Source organism: Xanthomonas sp. DAR 80977 (assembly GCF_041240605.1).
GTDB classification, from domain to species: domain Bacteria; phylum Pseudomonadota; class Gammaproteobacteria; order Xanthomonadales; family Xanthomonadaceae; genus Xanthomonas_A; species Xanthomonas_A bundabergensis.
In genome coordinates, this window is the sequence record NZ_CP162487.1 from 3,374,225 (window position 1) to 3,395,646 (window position 21,422).

Below are 21,422 nucleotides of genomic sequence, written 5' to 3' on the forward strand. Positions count from 1 at the left end.
ATCAGATAGCGACGGACTTGAGCTTCTTGCGGCGGCTGTAGATCAGCGTGGCCAGCGCGCGCGAGACGGTGATCGCGGTGAACATCGAGGCGAAGATGCCGATGATCATGGTCAGCGCGAAGCCCTTCAGCGGACCGGTACCGAACGCATACAGCGCCACGCCGACGATCAGGCCGGTGAGGTTGGCGTCGAGGATGGTGCCGCCCGCCTTCTCGTAGCCGGCGGCGATCGCCGATTTCGGCGGCACGCCCAGCCGCAGCTCCTCGCGGATACGCTCGTTGATCAGCACGTTGGCGTCCACCGACAGGCCCACCGACAAGGCCAGGCCGGCGAAGCCGGGCAAGGTCATGGTGGCGCCGAACAGCGACATCACCGAGACCACGATCAGCAGGTTCATCAGCAGCGCCACCGAGGTGATCGCGCCGAACATGCGGTAGTACACGCCGAAGAACACCAGGGTGAACAGGAACGCGTAGATCACCGCGGTGACGCCGCGCTCGACGTTCTCCGCGCCCAGGCTCGGGCCGATCACGTATTCCTCGACGAAGTCCATCGGCGCGGCCAGCGAGCCGGCGCGCAGCAGCTTGGCCAGGTTCTCGGCCTCGACCTTCTCCAGGCCGGTGGTCTGGAAGTTCTTGCCGAACACGCCGGCGATGCGGGTCGGCGCCAGCGCCTCTTCCTTGACCCGCACGCTGCGCACTTCCTTGCCGTCGACCATGCTCACGGTCGGGATGCGCTCGATGTAGACCACCGACATCAGCTTGCCGGTGTTGGCGCTGGTGTAGTCGAACATGCGCTGGCCGGCGACGTTGTTGAGCGTGACCGCCACCGCCGGCAGGCCGTTCTGGTCGTTGCTGACGGTGGCGTTCACCATCTGGTCGCCGGACACCAGCACGCGCTTGTTCAGCAGCACCGGGGCGCCGCTGTCGCGCAGGCGGTACACCTTGGCCTCCGGCGGGATGTTGCCGGTGCGCACAGCGTCCTCGGCATTGCCCTCGACCACGCCGCGGAACTCCAGCGTGGCGGTGGCGCCGATCATGCGCTTGGCCTCGGCGGTGTCCTGCACGCCCGGCAGCTCGACCACGATGCGGTCCTCGCCCTGGCGCTGGATGATCGGCTCGGCCACGCCGAGCTGGTTGACGCGGTTGCGCAGCGTGGTCAGGTTCTGCTCGATGGCGCCGGCGGCGATCTGCTTGAGCTCGGCGTCGGGGATGCTGACCGTGATGGTCTGCGCGGACACGGCATAGCTCAGCGTCGGCTGCGCCTTGGCCAGCGCGGCACGCGCGGCGTCGGCGTTGGCGCCTTCGCCCAGGCCGACCTGGATGCTGTTGTCGGGACGGCGCTCGACCAGGCGGTAGGCGATGCGGTTGTCGCGCAGCGTGGTGCGGATGTCCTCGGCGAAGGCGTCCAGGCGCTTCTCCAGCGCCGCCTTCTGGTCCACCTGCAGCGCGAAGTGCACGCCGCCGACCAGGTCCAGGCCCAGCACCATCGGCTTGCCGCCGATCGCCGACAGCCACTGCGGCACGGTCGAGGCCAGGTTCAGCGCCACCGTGTAGTTCTCGCCGACCTGCTGGCGCAGGATGTCGTTGGCGCGGGTCTGCGCCTGCAGGCTCGGCAGGCGCACCATCAGGCTATCGCCTTCCTTGGCCACCGACTTGGGGGTGATCCCGGCCGCCTTCAGCTCGGCGCTGACCCGCTCGCGCAGGGCCTCGTCGAGCTGGCCGCCGCGGCTGGCGGTGATCTGTACCGAAGGGTCCTTCTGGTAGACGTTGGGCAGCGCGTACAACGCACTGAACGCCAGCACGATCAGGATGAGGAAGTACTTCCAGCGCGGAAACTCGAGCATTGCAGGACCCCGCACGACGCCACGCCGGCGCCGCGCCTAGCAGTAAGAGAAATGGATCAGGCGGACTTCAGCGTGCCCTTGGGCAGCACGTTGCCGATGGCGCCCTTCTGCACGCGGATGCGCACGTTGTCGGCGATTTCCACGGTGATGAAGTTGTCGCCGATGTCGGTGACCACGCCGGCCACGCCGCCGGAGGTGATGACCTCGTCGCCGCGGCCGAGCTTGTCCAGCATCGACTTGTGCTCCTTCTGCCGCTTCATCTGCGGGCGGATCATCACGAAATACATCACCGCGATCAGGATGATCGGCAGCAGGAACATCTGCATGCCGCCACCGGCGGCGGGAGCGGCGCCGGCGGTCTGCGCCTGGGCCACGGGAATCAGGAAATCGAGCGGGTTCATCGGTGTGTCCTATGGTTTGGGCAGCCCGTCGCCGTTGGGGCACGGACCGCTGTTCTGTCGCCTGGAGGCGGCAAGCAGCCGCCGATTATGCCACGATCTCCCCTGCCCCCCCCCGGAACGGCCGCGGCGGCGCCCTCCCTTCCCCCACCGGGACCATGGCCCCTTCTCGGGGAAAGGTGCCGCGCAGCGGCGGATGAGGGGACGGGCCCAGCCTCGTGTGCTTTCAATGCCCGCGAGGCTTCGCACCGTCCCCTCACCCCAACCCCTCTCCCGGGGGGAGAGGGGCTTCATCCTTGCTCCGACGGGAGCGGGGTCGCTTCCGCTCCGCGCGCCGCATAGAAGGACCGGCGGAACTGGGCGAAGCTGCCGGCGGCGATCGCCGCGCGCATGTCGGCCATCAGTTTCTGGTAGTACCAGAGGTTGTGCAGGGTGCCCAGCATCGGCGCCAGCATCTCGTTGCAGCGGTCCAGGTGGCGCAGGTAGGAACGGGTGTAGCCGCCGCTGCAGGCGTGGCAGCCGCAGCCGGGCTCGATCGGGTCCAGGTCGCGCTCGTAGCGGGCGTTGCGGATGCGCACGGTGCCGAACGAGGTGAAATAGTGGCCGTTGCGCGCGTTGCGGGTCGGCATCACGCAGTCGAACATGTCCACGCCGCGGGCCACGCCCTCGACCAGGTCCTCCGGCCGCCCCACCCCCATCAGGTAGCGCGGGCGGTCGGCCGGCAGGCGCGGATGCAGGTGCTCGAGCATCGCGTTGCGCTCGTGCTCCGGCTCGCCCACCGCCAGCCCGCCGATCGCGTAGCCGTCGAAGCCGATCGCCTGCAGGCCCTCGATCGAGCGCGTGCGCAGCTCCGCGTGCACGCCGCCCTGGACGATGCCGAACAGCGCCGCGTCGTTGCCCAGGCCGTCGTGCGCGTCGCGCGAGCGTTGCGCCCAGCGCAGGCTCAGCTCCATCGAGCGCCGCGCCACGTCCTCGGTGGCCGGATACGGGGTGCACTCGTCGAAGATCATCACGATGTCCGAGTCGAGCACCTTCTGGATGCGCATGCTCTCCTCCGGCCCCAGGAACACCTTGGCGCCGTCGGTCGGCGAGGCGAAGGTCACGCCCTGCTCGCTGATCTTGCGCCGGTGCGCCAGCGAGAACACCTGGAAGCCGCCGGAGTCGGTCAGGATCGGCCCGTCCCAGCGGGCGAAGCCGTGCAGGCCGCCGTGATCGCCGATCACGTCCAGGCCCGGCCGCAGGTACAGGTGGAAGGTGTTGCCGAGGATGATCTGCGCGCCCAGCGCGCGGATCTGCTCGGGCAGCACGCCCTTGACCGAGCCGTAGGTGCCGACCGGCATGAACGCGGGGGTTTCCACCGTGCCGCGCGGAAAGGTCAGGCGGCCGCGGCGCGCGGCGCCGTCGGTGGTGTCGAGCTGGAACTGCAATCGGGACATTAAAAGGCCGGGATTCGGGATTCGGGATTCGGGATTCGGGATTGGCAAAGCGCGCTGGCGGTGACGGAGAGGATTGCTACGAATCCCCAATCCCCAATCCCGAATCACCGCCCCACAACAGCATCGCATCGCCGTAGCTGAAGAAGCGGTAGCGCTGCTCGATCGCGTGCCGATAGGCGGCGAAGATGCGCTCGCGGCCGGCGAAGGCCGAGACCATCATCAGCAGCGTGCTTTCCGGCAGGTGGAAGTTGGTGACCATCGCATCGACGCTGCGGATGCGGTAGCCGGGCAGGATGAAGATCTGCGTCTCGCCGGCGAAGGGATGCAGCTCGCCCTCCCTGGAGGCGCTTTCCAGCGCGCGCACCACCGTGGTCCCGACCGCGATCACGCGGCCGCCGGCGGCGCGCGTGCGCCGCACCTGCTCGACCAGGCTGGCGCCGACGTTGAGCCATTCGCGGTGCATCACGTGCTGGTCCAGCGCCTCCACCCGCACCGGCTGGAAGGTGCCCGCGCCCACGTGCAGGGTGACGTGGCCGAAGCCGATGCCGCGCGCCTGCAGCGCCTCCAGCAACGGCGCATCGAAATGCAGCCCGGCGGTGGGCGCGGCCACCGCGCCGGACTGGCGCGCGAACACGGTCTGGTAGCGCTCGCGGTCGTCCAGCCCCGGCTCGCGGCGGATGTACGGCGGCAACGGCAGCCGCCCGGCCTGCTGCAGCCACGATTCCAGCGTGTCGGGCACGTGGAACTCGAGCACGTAGAACTCGCCGTCGCGGTCCAGCACCTCGGCCTCGCCGCCGGCATCCAGGGCGATGCGCGCGCCGGCCTTGGGCGACTTGCTCACGCCCAGCTGCGCGCGTGCGCGCTGGCCGCCGAGCAGGCGCTCGATCAGGATCTCGACACGGCCGCCGCTGCTCTTTTGCCCGAACAGGCGCGCCGGGATCACCCGGGTGTCGTTGAACACCAGCAGGTCGCCCGGCTGCAGCAGTTGCGGCAGATCGCGCACCTGGCGGTCGGCGAACGCTGACGGTGCCGGCGGCACCAACAGCAGGCGGCTGGCGGAACGTTCGGCCAGCGGCGCCTGCGCGATCAGTTCCTCGGGCAACTCGTAGCGGAAATCGGACTTCTTCAAGGCCGGCGGGTCGTGAACTATGGCCGGGCATTGTAGCTGGAGGGCCGGGATTGGGGATTCGGGAGTGGGGATTCGGTAAAAGCGGAGCCAGGCGCCGCGCTTTTGCGAATCCCCAATCCCGAATGCCGAATCCCCGCCGTTCACCGCTCGAACTTCGTCGACAAGATGATCGACGAGGTCGTGCGCTCCACCCCGTCGACCGCGCCGATGCGGTCGGTCAGCACGTCCATGTCGTTGACGCCGGGCACCACGCCCAGCGCGATCAGGTCGTAGGAGCCGCTGACCGAGTGCAGCACGCGGATCTCGTCGATCTCGCGCAGCGCCTTGACCACCGAGGTCATCTTCTTCGGCAGCACGGTGATCAGGATGTGCGCGCGCAGGTGGCCCTGCTCGAAATCGTCGCGGGTGCGCACGGTGTAGCCGCAGATCACGCCCTCGCGCTCCAGCCGCTCGATCCGGCTCTGCACGGTGGTGCGCGACAGGCCGAGCTTGCGGGCGATCTGCGCGGTGGAGGCGCGGGCGTCCTCGCGCAGCAGCGAGAGCAGGCGTTCGTCGGAGGAGGTGATCTTCATGCGCGGCCAAATTTCGTCGAATCGACGAAATTATCCGATTTCCTGCACAAATCAACTCTGCCAACCGACGATCCGGTCCCGATAATAGAAGGTCTATCGATGAACGACCCGCCTCCAGGAGATCCCGCATGACCGTACTCGGCCCCCTCGCCCCGCTGCGCGCCCATGCCGGCGAACGCCTGACCGCCGGCCTGGACGATGCCGGCATCGAACGCCTGGCCGCCTCGCATCCGCAGCTGGGCGCCGCGATCGCCGCCGCCGCGGCCGAATACGCGCGCCTGGCGCCGGAGTTCGCCGACCTGCTGGAACTGGACGAGAGCGAGCAGATCCGCACGCTGCAGGCCGGCTTCGTCAATTTCTACGCCGACGACGCGGTGACCCCGTACGTGGCGCTGGCCGCGCGCGGGCCGTGGGTGGTCACGCTGAAGGGCGCGGTGCTGTACGACGCCGGCGGCTACGGCATGCTCGGCTTCGGCCACACCCCGGACCCGGTGCTGGAGGCGATGGCACGGCCGCAGGCGATGGCCAACGTGATGACCCCGAGCCTGTCGCAGCTGCGCTTCGACCGCGCGCTGCGCGCCGAGATCGGCCAGCAGCGCGGCGGCTGTCCTTACAGCAAGTTCATGTGCCTCAACTCCGGTTCCGAAGCGGTGGGCCTGGCCGCGCGCATCGCCGACATCAACGCCAAGCTGCAGACCGACCCGGGCGCGCGCCATGCCGGCGCGAAGATCAAGCGCATCGTGGTCAAGGGCAGCTTCCACGGCCGCACCGACCGGCCGGGGCTGTATTCCGATTCCAGCCGCAAGGCCTACGTGCAGCACCTGGCCAGCTATCGCGGCGAGGACTCGGTGATCGCGATCGCGCCCTACGACGTGGACGCGCTGCGCCGCGCGTTCGCCGATGCCGAGCACAACGGCTGGTTCGTCGAGGCGGTGTTCCTGGAGCCGGTGATGGGCGAAGGCGATCCGGGCCGCGCGCTGCCGCCGGCGTTCTACGCCGCCGCGCGCGAACTGACCCGCGCCCACGGCAGCCTGCTGCTGGTCGATTCGATCCAGGCCGGACTGCGCGCCCACGGCGTGCTGTCGGTGGTGGACTATCCCGGCTTCGAGCAGCTCGATCCGCCGGACATGGAAACCTATTCCAAGGCGCTCAACGCCGCGCAGTTCCCGCTGTCGGTGCTGGCGGTGACCGAGCACGCAGCGCAGCTGTACCGCAAGGGCACCTACGGCAACACCATGACCAGCAACCCGCGCGCGCTGGACGTGGCCAGCGCCACGCTGGCGCAGCTGACCCCGCAGGTGCGCGCCAACATCCGCGCGCGCGGCGCCGAGGCGGTGCAGAAGCTGGAGAAGCTCAAGGCCGAACTCGGCGGGCTGATCACCCAGGTGCAGGGCACCGGCTTGCTGTTCTCCTGCGCGCTGGCGCCGCAGTTCAAGTGCTACGGCGCCGGCTCCACCGAGGAATGGCTGCGCCAGCACGGGGTCAACGTGATCCACGGCGGCGAGAACTCGCTGCGTTTCACCCCGCATTTCGGCATGGATGGCGAGGAACTGGACCTGCTGGTCGGGCTGATCGGCCGCGCGCTGCGCGAGGGCCCGCGACTGGCGCAGGCCGCGGCCGCCTGAGGCCGGCCGGCGCATGCTGCAGGCCTTGGCCGAGGCGATCGCCCGGCCGCTGTTCGAACTGCTGCTGGAGCTGTTCGGCTACTGGAGCGGCCGGCTGTTGCTGCCGGTGCTGTCGCTGGGCCGGATTCGCGCCGAGGCCCGCCGCGACCGGCCGCCGCGCCGGTCCGGCACGCGCCACCGCGGCCATCCGCTGGTCTATCGCAATGCCAGCGGCAGCCTGGTCGCCAGCGACGATGCGGTGATGGCGCTGGGCCTGGCGTGCTGGGCGCTGCTGGCGCTGGCCGCGTTCGTGCTCTACCGCCTGGCGCGGTGAAGCGCCGCCGCCGTGCTCGCATGCACGGTCGCCGCACTGCCCCTGCAACGAACCTGCGCCGGCCACACGGCCGCGGCGCGGACGGTTGCCGTGCGCGCCTGGACACCGTGCCGGGCCGCGCGGCCTGGCATGGCGGCCGGTTGGGCGGAGCGCGCTACTTCAGATAGCTCTTGAGGATGACGGCGACATCCGCGACCGCCAGCTCCCGTTCGTCGATCTGTTCGGGCCTGGCCACATGGTGCTTGAGGTGGTCGGCCAGCAGCTCGATCATCAGGCCTTGCGACGCCCCGCGGACGGCGGCGACCTGGGTCAGCAGCGCCGTGCAGTCCACCTCCTCCGCTTGGCTCAACGCCTTCTCCAGCGCTTCCACCTGCCCGCGCAGGCGCCGCACGCGGGCGAGGAGCTTGGGCTTGTTGTCGTTGAGGTGCGCCATGTATACCCCTCCGGGGTAATTTTTATACCATAGGGGGGTATCTTATCTCAGGCGACTTCCTCCATGTCGATTTCGGCCACTGCGGCGCAACGCGCTCATTCACATGCCTTCGCCGGCGGCAATCCGCTTGCCGAGCGCAGCACCAGGAGGGCGGTCGTCCTCACCGCGATCATGATGGTGGTGGAGATCGTCGGCGGCTGGACGCTCAATTCCATGGCCCTGCTCGCCGACGGCTGGCACATGAGTTCGCACGCATTGGCGCTGGGCCTGGCGCTGTTCGCCTACGCCTTCGCCCGCCGTCACGCCGACAACGCCCGGTTCGCGTTCGGAACGTGGAAGGTGGAGGTGCTGGGCGGCTACACGAGCGCCGTCCTGCTGCTGGGCGTCGCCGGCTTGATGGCGTTCCAGTCGGTCGAACGCCTGTTTTCGCCGACGCCGATCCATTACCAGGAGGCGATCGTCATCGCCTTCATCGGCTTGCTGGTCAACCTGATCTGCGCCTGGTGGCTACGCGACTCCCATGACCATGCGCATCACGGGCATGGGCACGACCACCATCATGGACATGGACACGCACATGACCATCAGCATGCGCATGGCCATGGCCACAAGGATCTGAATCTGCGCGCCGCCTACCTGCATGTGGTGGCGGATGCGGCCACCTCGGTCCTGGCGATCGTGGCGCTGCTGGTGGGGATGCTGTGGGGAGCGAGGTGGATGGATCCGGTCATGGGCATCGTCGGCGCCGTGCTGGTGACGGTGTGGGCGTGGGGGCTGCTGCGCAGCACCGGCAAGGTGCTGCTGGACGCGGAGATGGACGCGCCTGTGGTGGCGGAAATCCGCGACGTCATCGACGCGCTGCCGTTCGAGGCAGCGATCAGCGATCTCCACGTGTGGCGGGTCGGGGGCGACAAGTACGCCTGCGTCATCAGCCTGGTGACCGCGGCGGACGTGGCGGCCGACGATGTCCGCAGCGCGCTCGGCGTGCACGAGGAACTGGCGCACATCACGGTGGAAATTCACGTCGCCGGCGCTGCGCCGACGGCCTGACGGCACTGCGCAGGCCGCATCGCGGCGCACGCTCGCCGCTGCGACGCTGTGCGCACTGGCGCCGGTCCGCGGACGCCCCTGGCTGCGCCAAGCCAGCGCCGGCCTGCCGCGAAAACGGCGAGCGCCGGCCCCGGGCATCCGCCGCACGCGCAGGCCGGGCGCAGCGCCGCCCTGCGCCCGGCGCGCCGCGTCACACGGCTCCGAACAGCTTGCGGTAGCGCGTCGGGGTCAGCGAGAGCCGCCTGCGGAAGTGATGCCGCAGCGTCTCCGAAGAACCGAATCCGCACAGGGTGGCGATCTCCTCCACCGGGATGGCCGAGCGCTCCAGCATCTCCTTGGCACGCGCCACGCGTGCGCCCGCCAGCCACTCGCCGGGCGATTGGCCGGTGGTGGCCTGGAACCGGCGCAGGAAGGTCCGCACGCTCATGCCGGCGTCGGCGGCCATCGAGGCGACCGTATGCGCGCCGGCGAGGTTGCGGGTCACGCCTTCCAGCAGCGTCCCCAGGCGCGAACTTTCCCTGGGCACCGGCACCGGCCGCTCGATGAACTGCGCCTGGCCACCGTCGCGGTGCGCCGGCATCACCAGGCGGCGCGCGACCTGGTTGGCGATGGCCGGTCCGAAATCGCGGCGCACGATGTGCAGGCACAAATCGATGCCGGCCGCGCTGCCGGCAGAGGTGAGGATGTCGCCGTCGTCCGTGTACAACACCGCGGGGTCCACCGACACCTGCGGATACTGCGCCGCCAGCGCCGCCGCGTGGCGCCAGTGCGTCGTCGCCCTGCGCCCGGCCAGCAGCCCCGCCTGGGCCAGGACGAAGGCGCCGGCGCAGATCGACACCATGCGCGCGCCGCGGCGCTTGGCTTGCTGCAGTGCGCGGAGCAGGGCCGGCGCGGCGGCGGCATCGGGCCCGCGCCAGCTGGGCACGATGATCGTATGCGCCTGCTGCAGCAGCTCCAGCCCGCCATCGACGCGCAGCGAGCGCACGCCGAGCGCACGCAGATCGCCGGGCTCCGCCGCCGCGACGGCGAAGCGGTACCAGTTGGGTCCCACCTCCGGGCGCGGCAAGCCGAAGATCTCGGTCGCGATGCCGAATTCGAACAACCCCAGTTGGTCGTAGGCCAGCACCACGACGAGCGGCGCATGCGGGACCGGACGGCGCGATGCAGGCTTTGGCATGATCTTGACGATATATGGCATTCACGCCACTTTCAAGGCAGGTTTTTGCATCGCAACATCATCTTCACGCGCTTGCCTCACCACCGGCTCAGGACCGCAATGAACATCTGCCCGACCCGCGACACGCTGTTCCTCGCCGCTCCCGGCTTCCACGTCGACGGCCAGGGGCCGTTCTACTGCGGCGACGGGATCGCGATCGAGGGAGTGCTGGCGCTTTATCCCCAGGTGCTGGCGTGGCTCGACGTGCAGCGCATCGCCTTCGAGCGCCCACGCTCGGCGGTGGTGGCCTTGCTCGGCGAGGCGCACCAGTCGCTACCGGTGCTGGTGCTGGCTGGCGACTCCGACACGCATGGGGTGGCCTTCGCGCTGCACGGGCGCCTGCGCTTCAACGACCAGCCCGACGCCATTCGCCGCTACCTGTCGGCACGCGGCGGGCTGCCCAGCCAGCGCTAGCCATGCAGACCCTGCGCGCGTCGTCGCACGCTCGCGTGCGCACGTCCCCTCCGCATCCTTCCTGGAGCGCATCATGAGCAGACCGACCCTCATCGCCCTGGCCATCGCCGCCGGCGTCCCGTCGACGGCGGCCGCCCAGGATTCCACCACCACCGCGCCCGCGGAACAGGAGGCCAAGACGCTCGACGCGCTGGTGGTCAGCGGCAGGGTGCGGTCGCTGGAACAGTTCACCCCGACCGGCAGCCGCCTGAACCTGTCGGCGCGGCAGACGCCGGCATCGCTGGACTCGGTCAACGCCGCGGCCATGGAAGCGCACGGCCTGCAGACCGTCGAGAAGGCCGCCGAAAGCCTGCCGGGAGTCAACACCGGCGGTTCGCCCGGCAACCCGGCCACGTTCTCGATGCGCGGCTTCACCGACGGGCAGATCACCATCCTTCACAACGGCCTGTATCTGGGGCCGTCGAACATGACCAACCGGCCGCAGAACACCTTCAACCTGCAGAGCGTGGAGGTGCTCAAGGGTCCGGCATCGGTGATCTACGGCCAGGGCGCGGTGGGAGGCGCGGTCAATGTCACCAACAAGGCCCCCACCTTCGGCCCGACCCAGTACGAACTGATGGCCGGCATCTCGCGGTTCGGCGGCAGGGAGGCAGGCGTCGGCGCGGGCGGCGGACTCAGCGACACGCTGGCGTACCGGTTCGACATCAGCCGGCTGTCCTCCGACGGCTACGTGCATGGCGCGAACTCGAGCGCGCTGAATGCCACGTTCTCGCTGCTATGGCGCCCACGCGACGACTTCAGCGCGCAGCTGTCCATCGACTACGCCAACGACAACCCGACCACCTACTTCGGCACCCCGCTGGTGCCGGCCGCCAGCGCCAAGGATCCGATCCGCGGACTGCTCGCCGCGCCCAACGGCTACGTCGTGGACCGCGCGATGCGCGGCAACAACTACAACGTGGCCGACGCCGACATCGCCGCGCACCAGGTGTGGCCGCAGGCCTTGCTGAAATGGACGCTGGGCGAGGGAATCACGCTGCAGAACCTGAGCTACTACTTCCGCGCGTCGCGGCGCTGGATCAACGCCGAGAGCTACACCTACGACACCGCCACCTCGCGCATCGACCGCGACCGCTTCTTCGTGTTCCACGAGCAACGGCTCTGGGGCAACCAGACCAGCCTCACCGTCGACCGCCCGCTCGGCCGGTTCGGCAACCGCTTCGTGGTCGGCGTCGACTACAGCGACCTGGATTTCGTGCGCGACCGCGGCTTCCCCGACGGCGACAGCGTCGATCCCTATTCGCACGGACCGAGCGGGAGTTTCGGCGACATCGTGCGCCGCCGCAGCCCGACGCAATGGCGCAACGTCGCGGTGTTCTTCGAAGACGCGCTGGACCTGAGCGACCGGTTCAAGCTGGTCACCGGCGGGCGCCACGAGCAGCTGGACCTGGATCGCAAGAACTACGCGGCGGACGGCAGCTACATCGCGGCGACCAGCTTCTCGCGCACCTACCGGCCGACCAACGCGCGTATCGGCCTGGTCTACGAGGCGACGCCCGGCATCACCCCCTATCTTTCCTTCAGCACCGGCACCGATCCGGTCGGATCGAACATCTTCATCGTCAACGCCGGCGAGAATTTCGGCCTCAGCCGCTCGCGCCAGATCGAGGCCGGGGTCAAGGCGGCGACCGCTGACCACCGGTTCAGCGGCACCCTGGCCGCCTACGCCATCCGGCGCGAGAACATCCTGGCGCTGACCCAACAGGACGTGCTGAGCAACGTCGGCGCGCAGACCTCGCGCGGCATCGAGTTGAGCGGCGACGCACAGCTGACCTCGCAGTGGAGCCTCAACGCCAACTACGCCTACACCGATGCGAAGTACCGGGATTTCATCGACAGCAACACCGGACTGGATGCCTCGGGCAATCGCCCGACGAACGTGCCGCAGAGCGTGTTCAATGCCTGGACCAGCGTGCGTGGCATCGCCGGGCTGCCGCTGGAGGCCGGGCTCGGGGTGCGCCGCGTCGGCAAGCGCTACGGAAACACCGCCAACACGCTCAGGCTGGACCCGTATGTGCTCGGCAACGCCTACCTGACCTACGATCTCAGCGCGTCGGTCTCGCTCAGCCTGCATGTCGAGAACCTGTCCGACAAGGACTACGTGCAGTGGGCCGACATCTACTATCCGGGCCAGGTGATCCTGGGCGAGCCGCGCAGCTACGAGCTCAGCCTGCATGCCCGCTTCTAGCGCCTCCGATCGCTGGCGCGCCATGCTGCGCTGGCTGTCCTGGTTCCATCGCTGGACCGGCGTGGCGTTCTGCCTGGCATTCGCGGTCTGGTTCGGCAGCGGCCTGGTCATGGTGTTCGTGCCGTTTCCGTCGTTGCCGGAGCAGGCCCGCCTGGCGCGCAGCGAGGTTCCGCGGCTGGCGCAGGTGCGGGTCGATCCGGCCGCCGCCCTGCAGGCGGCAGGCGGCGGCACCGAGCTGCGGCTGATCGCGGTGGCCGGTCATGCGCGCTATGTGGTGGGGCGCGGGCGCACCCAGGTGGCGGTCGATGCGACCAGCGGCAAGCTGGCCGGCCCGCTCGACGCGCCGACCGCCGGGGCGGTGGCTGCGCGCTTCGCCGGTACGGCGGCGGACCGGGTGAGCGCAGCGTTCGACTACGACCAATGGGTGGTGCACCAGAAGTTCGATGCATGGCGACCGTTCTATCGCGTCGCCATCGCCGATGCCCCGCGTACGCAGTTGTACGTCTCGGTGCGCACCGGCGAAATCGTGCAGCGCACGCTGGCCTGGGAACGGGCCTGGAACTGGGTCGGTTCGGTCCCGCACTGGCTGTATTTCACCGTGCTGCGGCAGCGTTTCGCCGCCTGGGACTGGACGGTCTGGTGCCTGGCCCTCGGCGCACTGGCCGGGGCCAGCGCGGGCACCTACCTCGGCCTCTACCGGAGCTACCAGCGCGTGGCGATGCGGCGCCCCGGCTGGTCGCCGTTCAAGGGCTGGTGGCGCTGGCACCACGGCCTCGGGCTGGCCGCCGCGCTGTTCGTGTTGACCTGGATTTTCAGCGGGTGGCTGTCGATGGACCACGGCCGGCTGTTCTCGCGCGGCATCCCCGACCCGGCGGCCGTCGAGCGTTACGCAGGAACGTCGCTGCAGCGCGCGTTGCAGCCGGTACCGGCCACGGCATTGCGAACGCTGCAGGGGTCGACCGAGCTTGCGTTCAACGTCGTCGGCGGCCATCCAGTGGCGGTGGCGAGGACGGGCTCGGCTTCGCGCGTGGAGGTGCTGGACGGCTCTGCCGGCAATGGCCTGCGCAGCGCGCTGCCGCCCGGGTTGATCGATGCAGCCGTGCAGCGCGCCTGGCCGCAGGCCGCACGGCGATCGCCCGCGGCACGCAACGACGCGCTGTACCGCGCCGCGGACGCGATTCCAGCGGATGCATTGCGCTACGGGCTTTCGGCGCCGACCGGCGCCGATCTGTACATCGACGCGGCAAGCGGTCGCCCGCTGCTGCAACTGGACACCAGCCGCAGGGCTTACGACTGGGTGTACTTCGCGCTGCACACCACCCGGTTCCCCGGGCTGGTCGAGCACCCCACCCTGCGACGCGTCCTGCAGGTGCTGCCGCTGCTGCTCGGGCTGGCATTTTCGATGACCGGCATCGTGCTCGGTTTCAGGCGCCTGCGAACCAGTTGGCCGCGCAGCGCCGTGCCCTAGCCTGCCGTATGCATCTCCGCGACGCGGCGACGCGGCGACGCGCAACCGCCCGCGCGTGGCGAGCGGCGGACACCGCGCGCCGCCGCTCGCGGTGCGACTCACTGCGCGCAGGTCTTCAGGCGCAGGCTGCGCGCGATGTCGCGCCAGTCGAACGCGGCCACCGCCTGGTCGTCGTGCAGGGCGTAGAACACGCCCTGCGGGAAGCGCGCGTCGCCGCGCTGGTCCAGCCATACGCCGTCGGTGTTGGCGGTGACCTTGCCGGCGAAGGCGCCGACGTGCGCCAGGGTCTGCCGGTCGAACACATGGAACAGGCTGCGGTCCTTGAACTGGTCGGTACCGATCCAGTAGCCGCTGCCGTCGGCGCAGCTCAGCAAGGCGATGCCCTCGGCCTGCGCCTTGTACAGGTCCGCGCCGACGTCGCGGTCGCGGTACTTGCCGTCGGCCAGGCCGTATTCGCGCAGGCGGGTGCCGCTGGCCACGTCTTCCTCGGCCAGCAGCAGGCGGTCGTGCGCCGGATCGGCGTACACCGATTCGGCGATGCGGATCGCACCGGCCGCGCTGGTGTCGCCGAAGGTCTGGGTCAGCGTCGCGCTCCAGGCCTTGCCGTCGCGGCGCAGCTGGTAGCGGCGGAACCGCTGTCCCAGCTCGGCCAGCGGCGGCACGGTTTCCTCGTCGGCGCCGAGCATGTAGTTGTCGCTGACGATGACCTCGATGCCGCCGTCCTTCGGCTGCGCCCACAGTCCGTAGGGTTTCTTCAGCTCGTTCGCGCCGAACACCGCGACCGGGGCGAAATCCGGCAGCGCGAAGGCCTGCACGCGATGGTTGTCGCGTTCGACCACCAGCGCCAGGTCGCCGACCACGGCGATGCCGTTGGGCCGGTCCATCTGCCCGAGTGCGGTGCCCTGGCCGCCGACGCTGCGCAGGCGCTGCCCGCTGTCGCCATCGAACACCACCAGCGCGCCGCGCTTCTTGGCGGTGGTGATGACCCAGCGCTGGCCCTGCGGCGTGGTCCAGCTGGCCGGCGAATCGAGATTGTCGGCCGGGGTGGACGCGGTGAGGAAGGCTTCGGCGACCACGACGTGCGCCAGCTTGGCATCGCTCAGCAGCGGCTCGTGGTGCGCGCCTTCGTCCGGTTCGCGGTCGGCGGTCGCCGGCTTGGCGACGGTCGCTGTGGGCGCCGACGGCACATTGGAACAGGCGACGGCCAGCCCGCAGGCCAGCGCCAGCGCCCCCAAGCGCAGCGCCGAATGCGCGCGCATCACAGCTTCACCCGCACGCCGACGGCGAAGGTACGGCCGTATTCCTCGTATTGCTGGGTATGCGCACGCGTGCCCTGGTAGCGTTCCAGCGGCTTGTCGAGCAGGTTGGAGGCATCGAAGTACAGCTGCACGGTGTCGGTGACCTGGTAGTCGAGGCTGAAGTCGAGCTGGGTGTTGGGCGCCACGAAGATATCGTAGTCGCGGGCCTTGCCCAGTTCGTCGAGGTAGGCGCTGCGGTACACCGCCGAGAGCCGGGTGGAGAAACCGTCCTTTTCGTAGCCGAGGAAGGCGGTGTAGACGTTCTTCGAGGCGCGCGGCAGGGTGAAGTCCTCGCCCTGGCGATCCTCCAGGCCCGGGTCGAACTCGCTGTGCAGCCAGGTGCCGCTGACCCCGCCGAGCAGGCCGTTCCAGCCTTCGGGCAGGAACGCGAACTGCTGCTGCCAGTTGAACTCGGCGCCGTAGACCTTGGCGCGCTTGCCGTTGATCGCCATGCCGACGTCGTAGCCGGCGTAGGCCGGGTCGTTGTCGATCACCGTATCGACGATGTAGCCGTCGATCGACTTGTGGAACAGGCCCAGCGAGACGATGCCGGTCTTGCCCAGGTAGCGCTCGAAGGACAGGTCGAGGTTGGTCGACTCGTAGGGATCCAGGTTCGGATTGCCCAGTTCCACTTCCTCGTCGTCGTTGTTGACCGTGGCGTGCGGCGCGACCTGGCCGAAGCCGGGCCGCGACACGGTCTTGTTCAGCGCCGCGCGCAGCGACCAGTCGTCGCCGCCGTTCCAGCGCAGGTGCAGGCCCGGCAACACGTTGGTGTAGCTGCTGCTGGCCTGCAGCGCGCTGGCCGCGAACGACTCGCCGTCGTCGCCGACGTCGACCTGGTAGCCGCTGGCCTTGAACTGGGTGTTCTCCACCCGCACGCCGGCGATCACGCGCAACGCGCCGATGTCCCAGCTGCCCATTGCATAGGCGGCCAGCACGTCCTCCCTGGCGACATAGTCCTCCGACAGCGCGCCGACCGCGTTGCTGCCGGCATCGCCGTCGTCGGCGCTGTACTGGCTGCCGTTGCGCGCCCAGTAGCGGCGCAGCGCCGCCGAACTCAGCGCCTCGCCCAGGCTGTTGTGGCGGTGCTCCGGCGGCGCCACGGTCCAGTCGGCCAGGTCGATGCCGGGCCCCTCGGACAGTTCGCGCTCGTTCTTGTCGACGTCGCGGTCGCGCCAGCGCCCGAGCAGGCCGAACTTGTAGCTGGCGTCGTCGGCGTCGAAGCGCACGTTGATCCTGGCGCTGTATTCGTCGTCGTCGGTGCGGCCGGGCGAGAGCACGAACTTGTCGAACGCGTAGTTGCCGTTGGAGACCCAGTCGTCGCCGGACAGGCCGATGGTGGGCAGGCGCCCGTTCTGGTCGATGGTCGCGTCGAGATCGTCGCCGTCGTACTTGAAGCGCGCCTCCTTCTCGTCGTTCACCCGCTCGCGGGTCTTGGTATAGCCGGCCTGGTAGTCCAGCACCGCGCCGCCCAGGTTGTTCTCGCCACCGAAGCTCGCCGCCAGCGTGTCCTGCTGCTTGGTGCGGTAGCGCACCCGCTTGGACAGCTTGTCCACCGGCGCCGAGTAGGTGCCGTCGCCGTTGGCCTGGATGTCGTCGGCGTCGAAGGAGATCACCGTGTTCTGCCGGGTCTCCGCATCCTTGAAGCTGCTGAACAGCGTGCGCAGGTAATAGCGGTTGTCCTGGTCCGGATGCCAGTCCAGGTTGAGATTGGCGCCGATGCGCTTGCGGTCGATGTGGTACTTGCGGCGCTGCTGCTCGACCATGACCAGGTCGCCGTTGTCGATCGCGTCGTACTCGCCTTCGGTGTTGTCGGACTCGAACTCGCGGTCCTGGTAGTTCAGGCCCAGCGCGACGCCGAACGTATCGTCGGCGAACAGGTCGCTGTAGTTGAACGAGGCCTTGGGGCTGGTCTTGTCGCTGAGCTGCTGGTGGTTGGCCTCGAGCTTGGCGCGGATGCTGCGGCCGTCGCGGTCGAACGCCGAGGCCGACTCCACCAGGATCGCGCCGCCGATCGCATCGCCGGGCATGTCCGGGGTCGGCGACTTGACCACCTTCAGCCGCTCGGTGGATTCGGACGGAATCACGTCCATCGGCGCGGCGCGGTTGTCGCTCTCCGGGGTGCCGATGGCGATGCCGTCGATGCTGACGCTGTTGAGCGCGGCGTCCAGCCCGCGCACCACCACGAAGCGGCCCTCGCCCTGGTCGCGGGTGACGCTGACCCCGGGCAGGCGCTGCAGCGACTCGGCCACGTTCTGGTCCGGATAGTCGCCGACCTCGTCGGCCGAGACCGCGTCCAGGATCGCATCGGCGCTGCGCTTGAGGTCCACCGCCCGGGCCTGCGCCTCGAGCTGCGGGCGGACCTCGATGCGGTCCAGGTCGGTCGCCGCGTCGGCGGCGTCGGCCGCCTGCGCGCCGCAGGCGGCCCAGGCGGCGCCCAGGCCGAAGGCGATCGCCACGAACAGCGGAGTCTTGGTAGGCACGGTATGCACTGACGCGTATCCCCATTCAACGTTAAGAATTGGGAAACAACATATTTCCGACACGTTGCGTGCTAGTGACACGGCGGCGCCGATTCGGGCGCTGGCGGCCGCCGAGCCGGCTGCGGCACACTGTGCGCACCCCCGTCGCGAGTGCGCCCATGAAGATCGTCGAAGTCCGCCATCCCCTGGTACAGCACAAGATCGGCCTGCTGCGCGATGCCGCGCTGAGCACCAAGGGCTTCCGCGAACTGGTCACCGAGCTGGGCACCCTGCTCGGCTACGAGGCCACCGCCGACCTGGAGACGGAGACGCATACGATGGACGGCTGGGCCGGCCCCACCCAGGTGCAGCGCATCGCCGGGGCCAAGATCACCCTGGTGCCGATCCTGCGCGCGGGACTGGGCATGCTGCCCGGCGTGCTGGCGCTGATCCCGGCGGCGCGGGTCAGCGTGGTCGGCCTGCAGCGCGACGAGGAGACGCTGCAGCCGGTGCCCTACTTCGAGCGCCTCACCGGCCGCCTGGAGGAACGCGACGCGCTGATCCTGGACCCGATGCTGGCCACCGGCGGCACCCTGATCGCCACCGTGGACATGCTCAAGCGCGCCGGCGCGCAGCGGATCAAGGGCATCTTCCTGGTCGCCGCGCCGGAAGGCCTGCGCGCGCTGGAAGCGGCGCATCCGGACGTGGAGGTCTACACCGCCGCGATCGACGACCATCTCAACGACAAGGGCTACATCCTGCCCGGCCTCGGCGACGCCGGCGACCGCATCTTCGGCACCCGGGTGGGTTGAGGGCATGGCGTCGATCCTGCAGTAGGCCGCGTCGGACGCCGGCAGGCATCGACTGCCGCGGCGCGGCGCCGACTGGTGGCCAGGTCAGATCACGCGCGATCGGATAAGCGCGGCCGCACTTGAATGTGTGCGGGGCCAAAAAGGCAAGCAAGACGGCGTCCAGCAACGCCCGAGCGATGGCGCCATCCCGGATGCATCCACGCGCACTCCGCGGAGTGTCGTGTCCGCCGCCAATCGTCTCGACAGACCGCAAGCTCACAGCGCGACAACGCGCGCGTTCATCCCTTTAGCGCCCCATCGCAGGGGCGCCACCGGGATGGAGGCGCGCGATGCTCACCTGCAGGGAAACCCAGGTCCTGAACCTGATCGGCCGGCGCCTGCGCTGCCGGCAGATCGCGCGCGTGCTGGCGATCGGCGAATCGACCGTGCGCAAGCACCGCGCCAATATCTGCAGCAAGCTCGGCTTCCACCACACCGCGCAGCTGGTCGCGCATGCGCTGCGCATGCGCCCGGCGGCGGCGGCCGACGCGAGCGACGGCGCGTGGGAGACGCTGCGGCCGCGCGAATGCGAGATCGTGCGCGAACTCTGCCGCGGCCAGACCAGCAAGCAGATCGCGCGGCGGCTGCAGATCAGCCATCGCACGGTGGAAAAGCATCGCCAGAACGCGATGCGCACGCTCTACGTGCACGACATGGCGGCGCTGATGCGCCTGGCCGAAGACAACGACGGCAAGGCATGAGCGGCACTGGCGGCAGCGCCGATGGCATCGGGCATGCACGGGGCCGTGCGCGTCGCGCATGCGACCGTGCCGGGACGCGATCCGCGCCAGGACGCGGATGCGCGGACATGCACGACCGGCACCGCGCACAGGCGCAGGCGCAGGAAACGGACGCGCCGAAGCCGGCGCGTCCGTCGCCGATCAACGCGCCTCGACCCTGCCCTCCACGTCCACCGCACGCGTCTGCCCGGGCCACACGCCGAACAGATCGATGGTGCGCACGCCGTTGAGCCACTGGCCGAGCGGCCGCTGCCAATGGAAGTGGCGGCGGTCGGTGGAGCGGATGCCGCGGAACCCCAGCTCCAGGCGCAGGTTGCTCGCATCCAGCGGGATGTCGCCGATGGTGGAGGTCAGCCCGCCGCTGACCGTCACCCGCCGCTGCTGCGCACCGCGCGGCGTGTCGAACTGCAGATGCGCATCGACGATGTAGGTGCCGCCATGGTTGTTGCGCAGGATCAGGGTGAAAGCGCCCAGATGGGTGATCCAGTTCGGCATCGGCAAGCGCTCGCCGAACGAGGCGAACGCGAAGGCGAGCGGCGCCGGCGTCTCGGCCAGCGTGCCGGCCTCGCTGGGCCACAGGTGCAGGTCCACGCTGCGCTGCGCGCTGGTGGAGACGAACGAGCCGCGGCCGCGCACCTGGCCCAGCATCTTCTCCACCGCGCCGGCGTTGCCGGTGATGGAGAAGCTGTTGTCGGCCGACTGCGACGCCACGTTGACCCCGCTGCGCGCGTACAGCACGTCGGTGATCACCCCGAATCCCTGGGCGATGCCGCGGCCCTGCTGCATGCCTGCCTCGTGCGCGCGCGCCAGCAGCCACTCCAGGTGATGGGTCAGCAGCGCGGTCGGATCGTTGAGCCCGACCGTTTCCTCCAGCGCGCACTGCGACACCATCGAGCCCTGCCGCCCGAAGCTCCAGGTGACCTTGGTGCCCGCGGTGACCTTGAGCCCGGTCTCCGGATCGGTGACCGAACCGTCCAGTTGCGCGGCCACGCGCGTCTGCCGCACGTCGCTGCTCATCATGCTCCAGTCACTGCCGAGCGGCTGCCGACGCAACTGCGCCTCGCCCAGGCCGGGCAAGGCCGCGGCGATGCGGCGGAAGCTGCCGTTCTGCGGATCGACGATGCCGACGGCGCCGGGCGCGATGTCCGGACTCAGGCCCCAGTTGCCCCAGTAGCCGGGATGGCTCCTGCGCACCATCTGCGTGAACTGCGAATTCCACTGTGTCATGGCGATGTCCCTGCGCGATGCGGATTGCATCGCGGCCACGCTGGCATCGGCGGCAAGCGGTTTGAATTGCACCGAATGCGTAGCGCTGCGCCGTTGCCGACGCGCTACGCATTCGGAAGAATTTATCGCGCACGCCGGCGCAGCCAAGCTTGCCGAGACGGCGAATGGCCGCCATTGCACAGGAGCACGACATGCCCTACCAGTTCGAGCAGGCGAGCAGCCCGCAACAGATCGCCGAGCGCCAGTTCGCCTCGGTTTCGCTGGAGGCCGGCCCCACCACCGGCACGCTGCTGCAGTTCACCCCCTTCACTTCGTGCATCGGGGTGGCGGTCAACAACAACGGCATCCTGATCGGCGTGCACCTGTCGTTGTTCGGCGCCGACGGCACGCCGTTCGCGGCCGACGACGTCGCGGAGGTGATGCGACTGACCGGCAAGGACCAGCAGCCGGGCGCGCCGTGCATCGTTTTCGGGCAGACGGCGTACTGGACGAACTCGCTGCCGGCGGCCTATCAACTGCTGCTGCAGCAATTGCAGCCCAGCGAGGTCTACGCGCTCGCCGACCTGACCCCGGGCGTGGGCGTCGACAACCTGGGCCGGCCGGTCCTCACCGAGTACTGAGCGGCACGCCAGGAGTCAATGCATGCGGCTTCTGGACGACCTGGACGGCCTGGACGCGGATGCCGCGTCGCGATCA

At 69.5% G+C, this 21,422-nt stretch carries 19 protein-coding genes; 9 read left to right on the forward strand and 10 right to left on the reverse strand.

Annotated elements, in window-relative coordinates; genetic code table 11:
• Position 1: 1 nt before the first annotated feature.
• The 5 genes from secD to AB3X10_RS14295 all read right to left on the reverse strand — a co-directional run bounded on the left by secD (position 2) and on the right by AB3X10_RS14295 (position 5,381).
• Positions 2-1,846, reverse strand: a complete 1,845-nt coding sequence (gene secD / locus AB3X10_RS14275; RefSeq protein WP_369975786.1) for a protein translocase subunit SecD — start codon at positions 1,844-1,846, stop codon at positions 2-4.
• A gap of 56 nt (positions 1,847-1,902) precedes the next feature.
• On the reverse strand, positions 1,903-2,247 hold the full coding sequence (yajC, locus tag AB3X10_RS14280) for a preprotein translocase subunit YajC (protein WP_145700623.1): 345 nt from the start codon (positions 2,245-2,247) through the stop codon (positions 1,903-1,905).
• Between the two features lie 287 nt (positions 2,248-2,534).
• Entirely contained in the window at positions 2,535-3,680 is a 1,146-nt protein-coding gene (gene tgt, locus AB3X10_RS14285) for a tRNA guanosine(34) transglycosylase Tgt (RefSeq protein ID WP_369975787.1), read from the reverse strand.
• A 76-nt stretch (positions 3,681-3,756) separates the two neighbouring features.
• Positions 3,757-4,809 carry a tRNA preQ1(34) S-adenosylmethionine ribosyltransferase-isomerase QueA gene (gene queA, locus AB3X10_RS14290; RefSeq protein ID WP_369975788.1) on the reverse strand — a complete coding sequence of 351 codons (1,053 nt, stop codon included), beginning with the start codon at positions 4,807-4,809 and terminating at the stop codon, positions 3,757-3,759.
• A 140-nt stretch (positions 4,810-4,949) separates the two neighbouring features.
• On the reverse strand, positions 4,950-5,381 hold the full coding sequence (locus AB3X10_RS14295) for an Lrp/AsnC family transcriptional regulator (protein WP_369975789.1): 432 nt from the start codon (positions 5,379-5,381) through the stop codon (positions 4,950-4,952).
• Positions 5,382-5,509: 128 nt separating this feature from the next.
• Here AB3X10_RS14295 and AB3X10_RS14300 point away from each other — a divergent pair, with 128 nt between their 5' ends.
• A complete protein-coding gene (locus tag AB3X10_RS14300; RefSeq protein WP_369975790.1) occupies positions 5,510-7,006 on the forward strand; it encodes an aminotransferase class III-fold pyridoxal phosphate-dependent enzyme in 1,497 nt (498 codons plus the stop codon).
• Between the two features lie 13 nt (positions 7,007-7,019).
• Positions 7,020-7,319: a hypothetical protein gene (locus tag AB3X10_RS14305; protein ID WP_369975791.1), complete on the forward strand. Its 300-nt coding sequence runs from the start codon at positions 7,020-7,022 to the stop codon at positions 7,317-7,319.
• A gap of 154 nt (positions 7,320-7,473) precedes the next feature.
• On the opposite strand, the gene AB3X10_RS14310 is transcribed toward AB3X10_RS14305, so the two are convergent.
• Complete coding sequence (locus tag AB3X10_RS14310) at positions 7,474-7,752, reverse strand: metal/formaldehyde-sensitive transcriptional repressor (protein WP_369975792.1); 279 nt, start codon at positions 7,750-7,752, stop codon at positions 7,474-7,476.
• A 63-nt stretch (positions 7,753-7,815) separates the two neighbouring features.
• On the opposite strand from AB3X10_RS14310, the gene dmeF reads away from it, so the two are divergent.
• Positions 7,816-8,802: a CDF family Co(II)/Ni(II) efflux transporter DmeF gene (gene dmeF, locus AB3X10_RS14315; protein ID WP_369975794.1), complete on the forward strand. Its 987-nt coding sequence runs from the start codon at positions 7,816-7,818 to the stop codon at positions 8,800-8,802.
• Between the two features lie 190 nt (positions 8,803-8,992).
• On the opposite strand, the gene ftrA is transcribed toward dmeF, so the two are convergent.
• Entirely contained in the window at positions 8,993-9,979 is a 987-nt protein-coding gene (gene ftrA / locus AB3X10_RS14320; protein WP_369981833.1) for a transcriptional regulator FtrA, read from the reverse strand.
• 99 nt (positions 9,980-10,078) lie between these two features.
• Between ftrA and AB3X10_RS14325 the strand changes: the two genes are divergently transcribed.
• From AB3X10_RS14325 to AB3X10_RS14335, 3 genes are all read left to right on the forward strand, one after another.
• On the forward strand, positions 10,079-10,432 hold the full coding sequence (locus tag AB3X10_RS14325; RefSeq protein WP_369975796.1) for a DUF3088 family protein: 354 nt from the start codon (positions 10,079-10,081) through the stop codon (positions 10,430-10,432).
• Between the two features lie 73 nt (positions 10,433-10,505).
• Positions 10,506-12,680, forward strand: a complete 2,175-nt coding sequence (locus AB3X10_RS14330; RefSeq protein ID WP_369975797.1) for a TonB-dependent receptor — start codon at positions 10,506-10,508, stop codon at positions 12,678-12,680.
• Positions 12,667-14,148 carry a PepSY domain-containing protein gene (locus tag AB3X10_RS14335; RefSeq protein ID WP_369975798.1) on the forward strand — a complete coding sequence of 494 codons (1,482 nt, stop codon included), beginning with the start codon at positions 12,667-12,669 and terminating at the stop codon, positions 14,146-14,148. The genes AB3X10_RS14330 and AB3X10_RS14335 overlap by 14 nt, the downstream gene beginning before the upstream one ends.
• Positions 14,149-14,246: 98 nt before the next feature.
• On the opposite strand, the gene AB3X10_RS14340 is transcribed toward AB3X10_RS14335, so the two are convergent.
• Positions 14,247-15,407, reverse strand: a complete 1,161-nt coding sequence (locus AB3X10_RS14340; protein ID WP_369975799.1) for a phytase — start codon at positions 15,405-15,407, stop codon at positions 14,247-14,249.
• Entirely contained in the window at positions 15,407-17,929 is a 2,523-nt protein-coding gene (locus AB3X10_RS14345) for a TonB-dependent receptor (RefSeq protein ID WP_369975801.1), read from the reverse strand. Before AB3X10_RS14345 ends, AB3X10_RS14340 begins: the two co-directional genes overlap by 1 nt.
• 158 nt (positions 17,930-18,087) lie before the next feature.
• Between AB3X10_RS14345 and upp the strand changes: the two genes are divergently transcribed.
• Entirely contained in the window at positions 18,088-18,720 is a 633-nt protein-coding gene (gene upp / locus AB3X10_RS14350; protein WP_369975802.1) for a uracil phosphoribosyltransferase, read from the forward strand.
• Positions 18,721-19,049: 329 nt separating this feature from the next.
• Positions 19,050-19,460, forward strand: coding sequence for a LuxR C-terminal-related transcriptional regulator (locus AB3X10_RS14355; RefSeq protein ID WP_369975804.1), 411 nt, complete (start codon positions 19,050-19,052; stop codon positions 19,458-19,460).
• A 180-nt stretch (positions 19,461-19,640) separates the two neighbouring features.
• Here the strand turns inward: AB3X10_RS14355 and AB3X10_RS14360 are convergent, their stop codons facing one another.
• Entirely contained in the window at positions 19,641-20,726 is a 1,086-nt protein-coding gene (locus AB3X10_RS14360; protein WP_369975806.1) for a hypothetical protein, read from the reverse strand.
• Between the two features lie 164 nt (positions 20,727-20,890).
• Here AB3X10_RS14360 and AB3X10_RS14365 point away from each other — a divergent pair, with 164 nt between their 5' ends.
• The gene (locus AB3X10_RS14365; RefSeq protein WP_369975807.1) at positions 20,891-21,346 is read left to right on the forward strand and encodes a hypothetical protein; all 456 of its coding nucleotides are present in this window, start codon (positions 20,891-20,893) and stop codon (positions 21,344-21,346) included.
• The last annotated feature ends 76 nt before the right edge of the window (positions 21,347-21,422 follow it).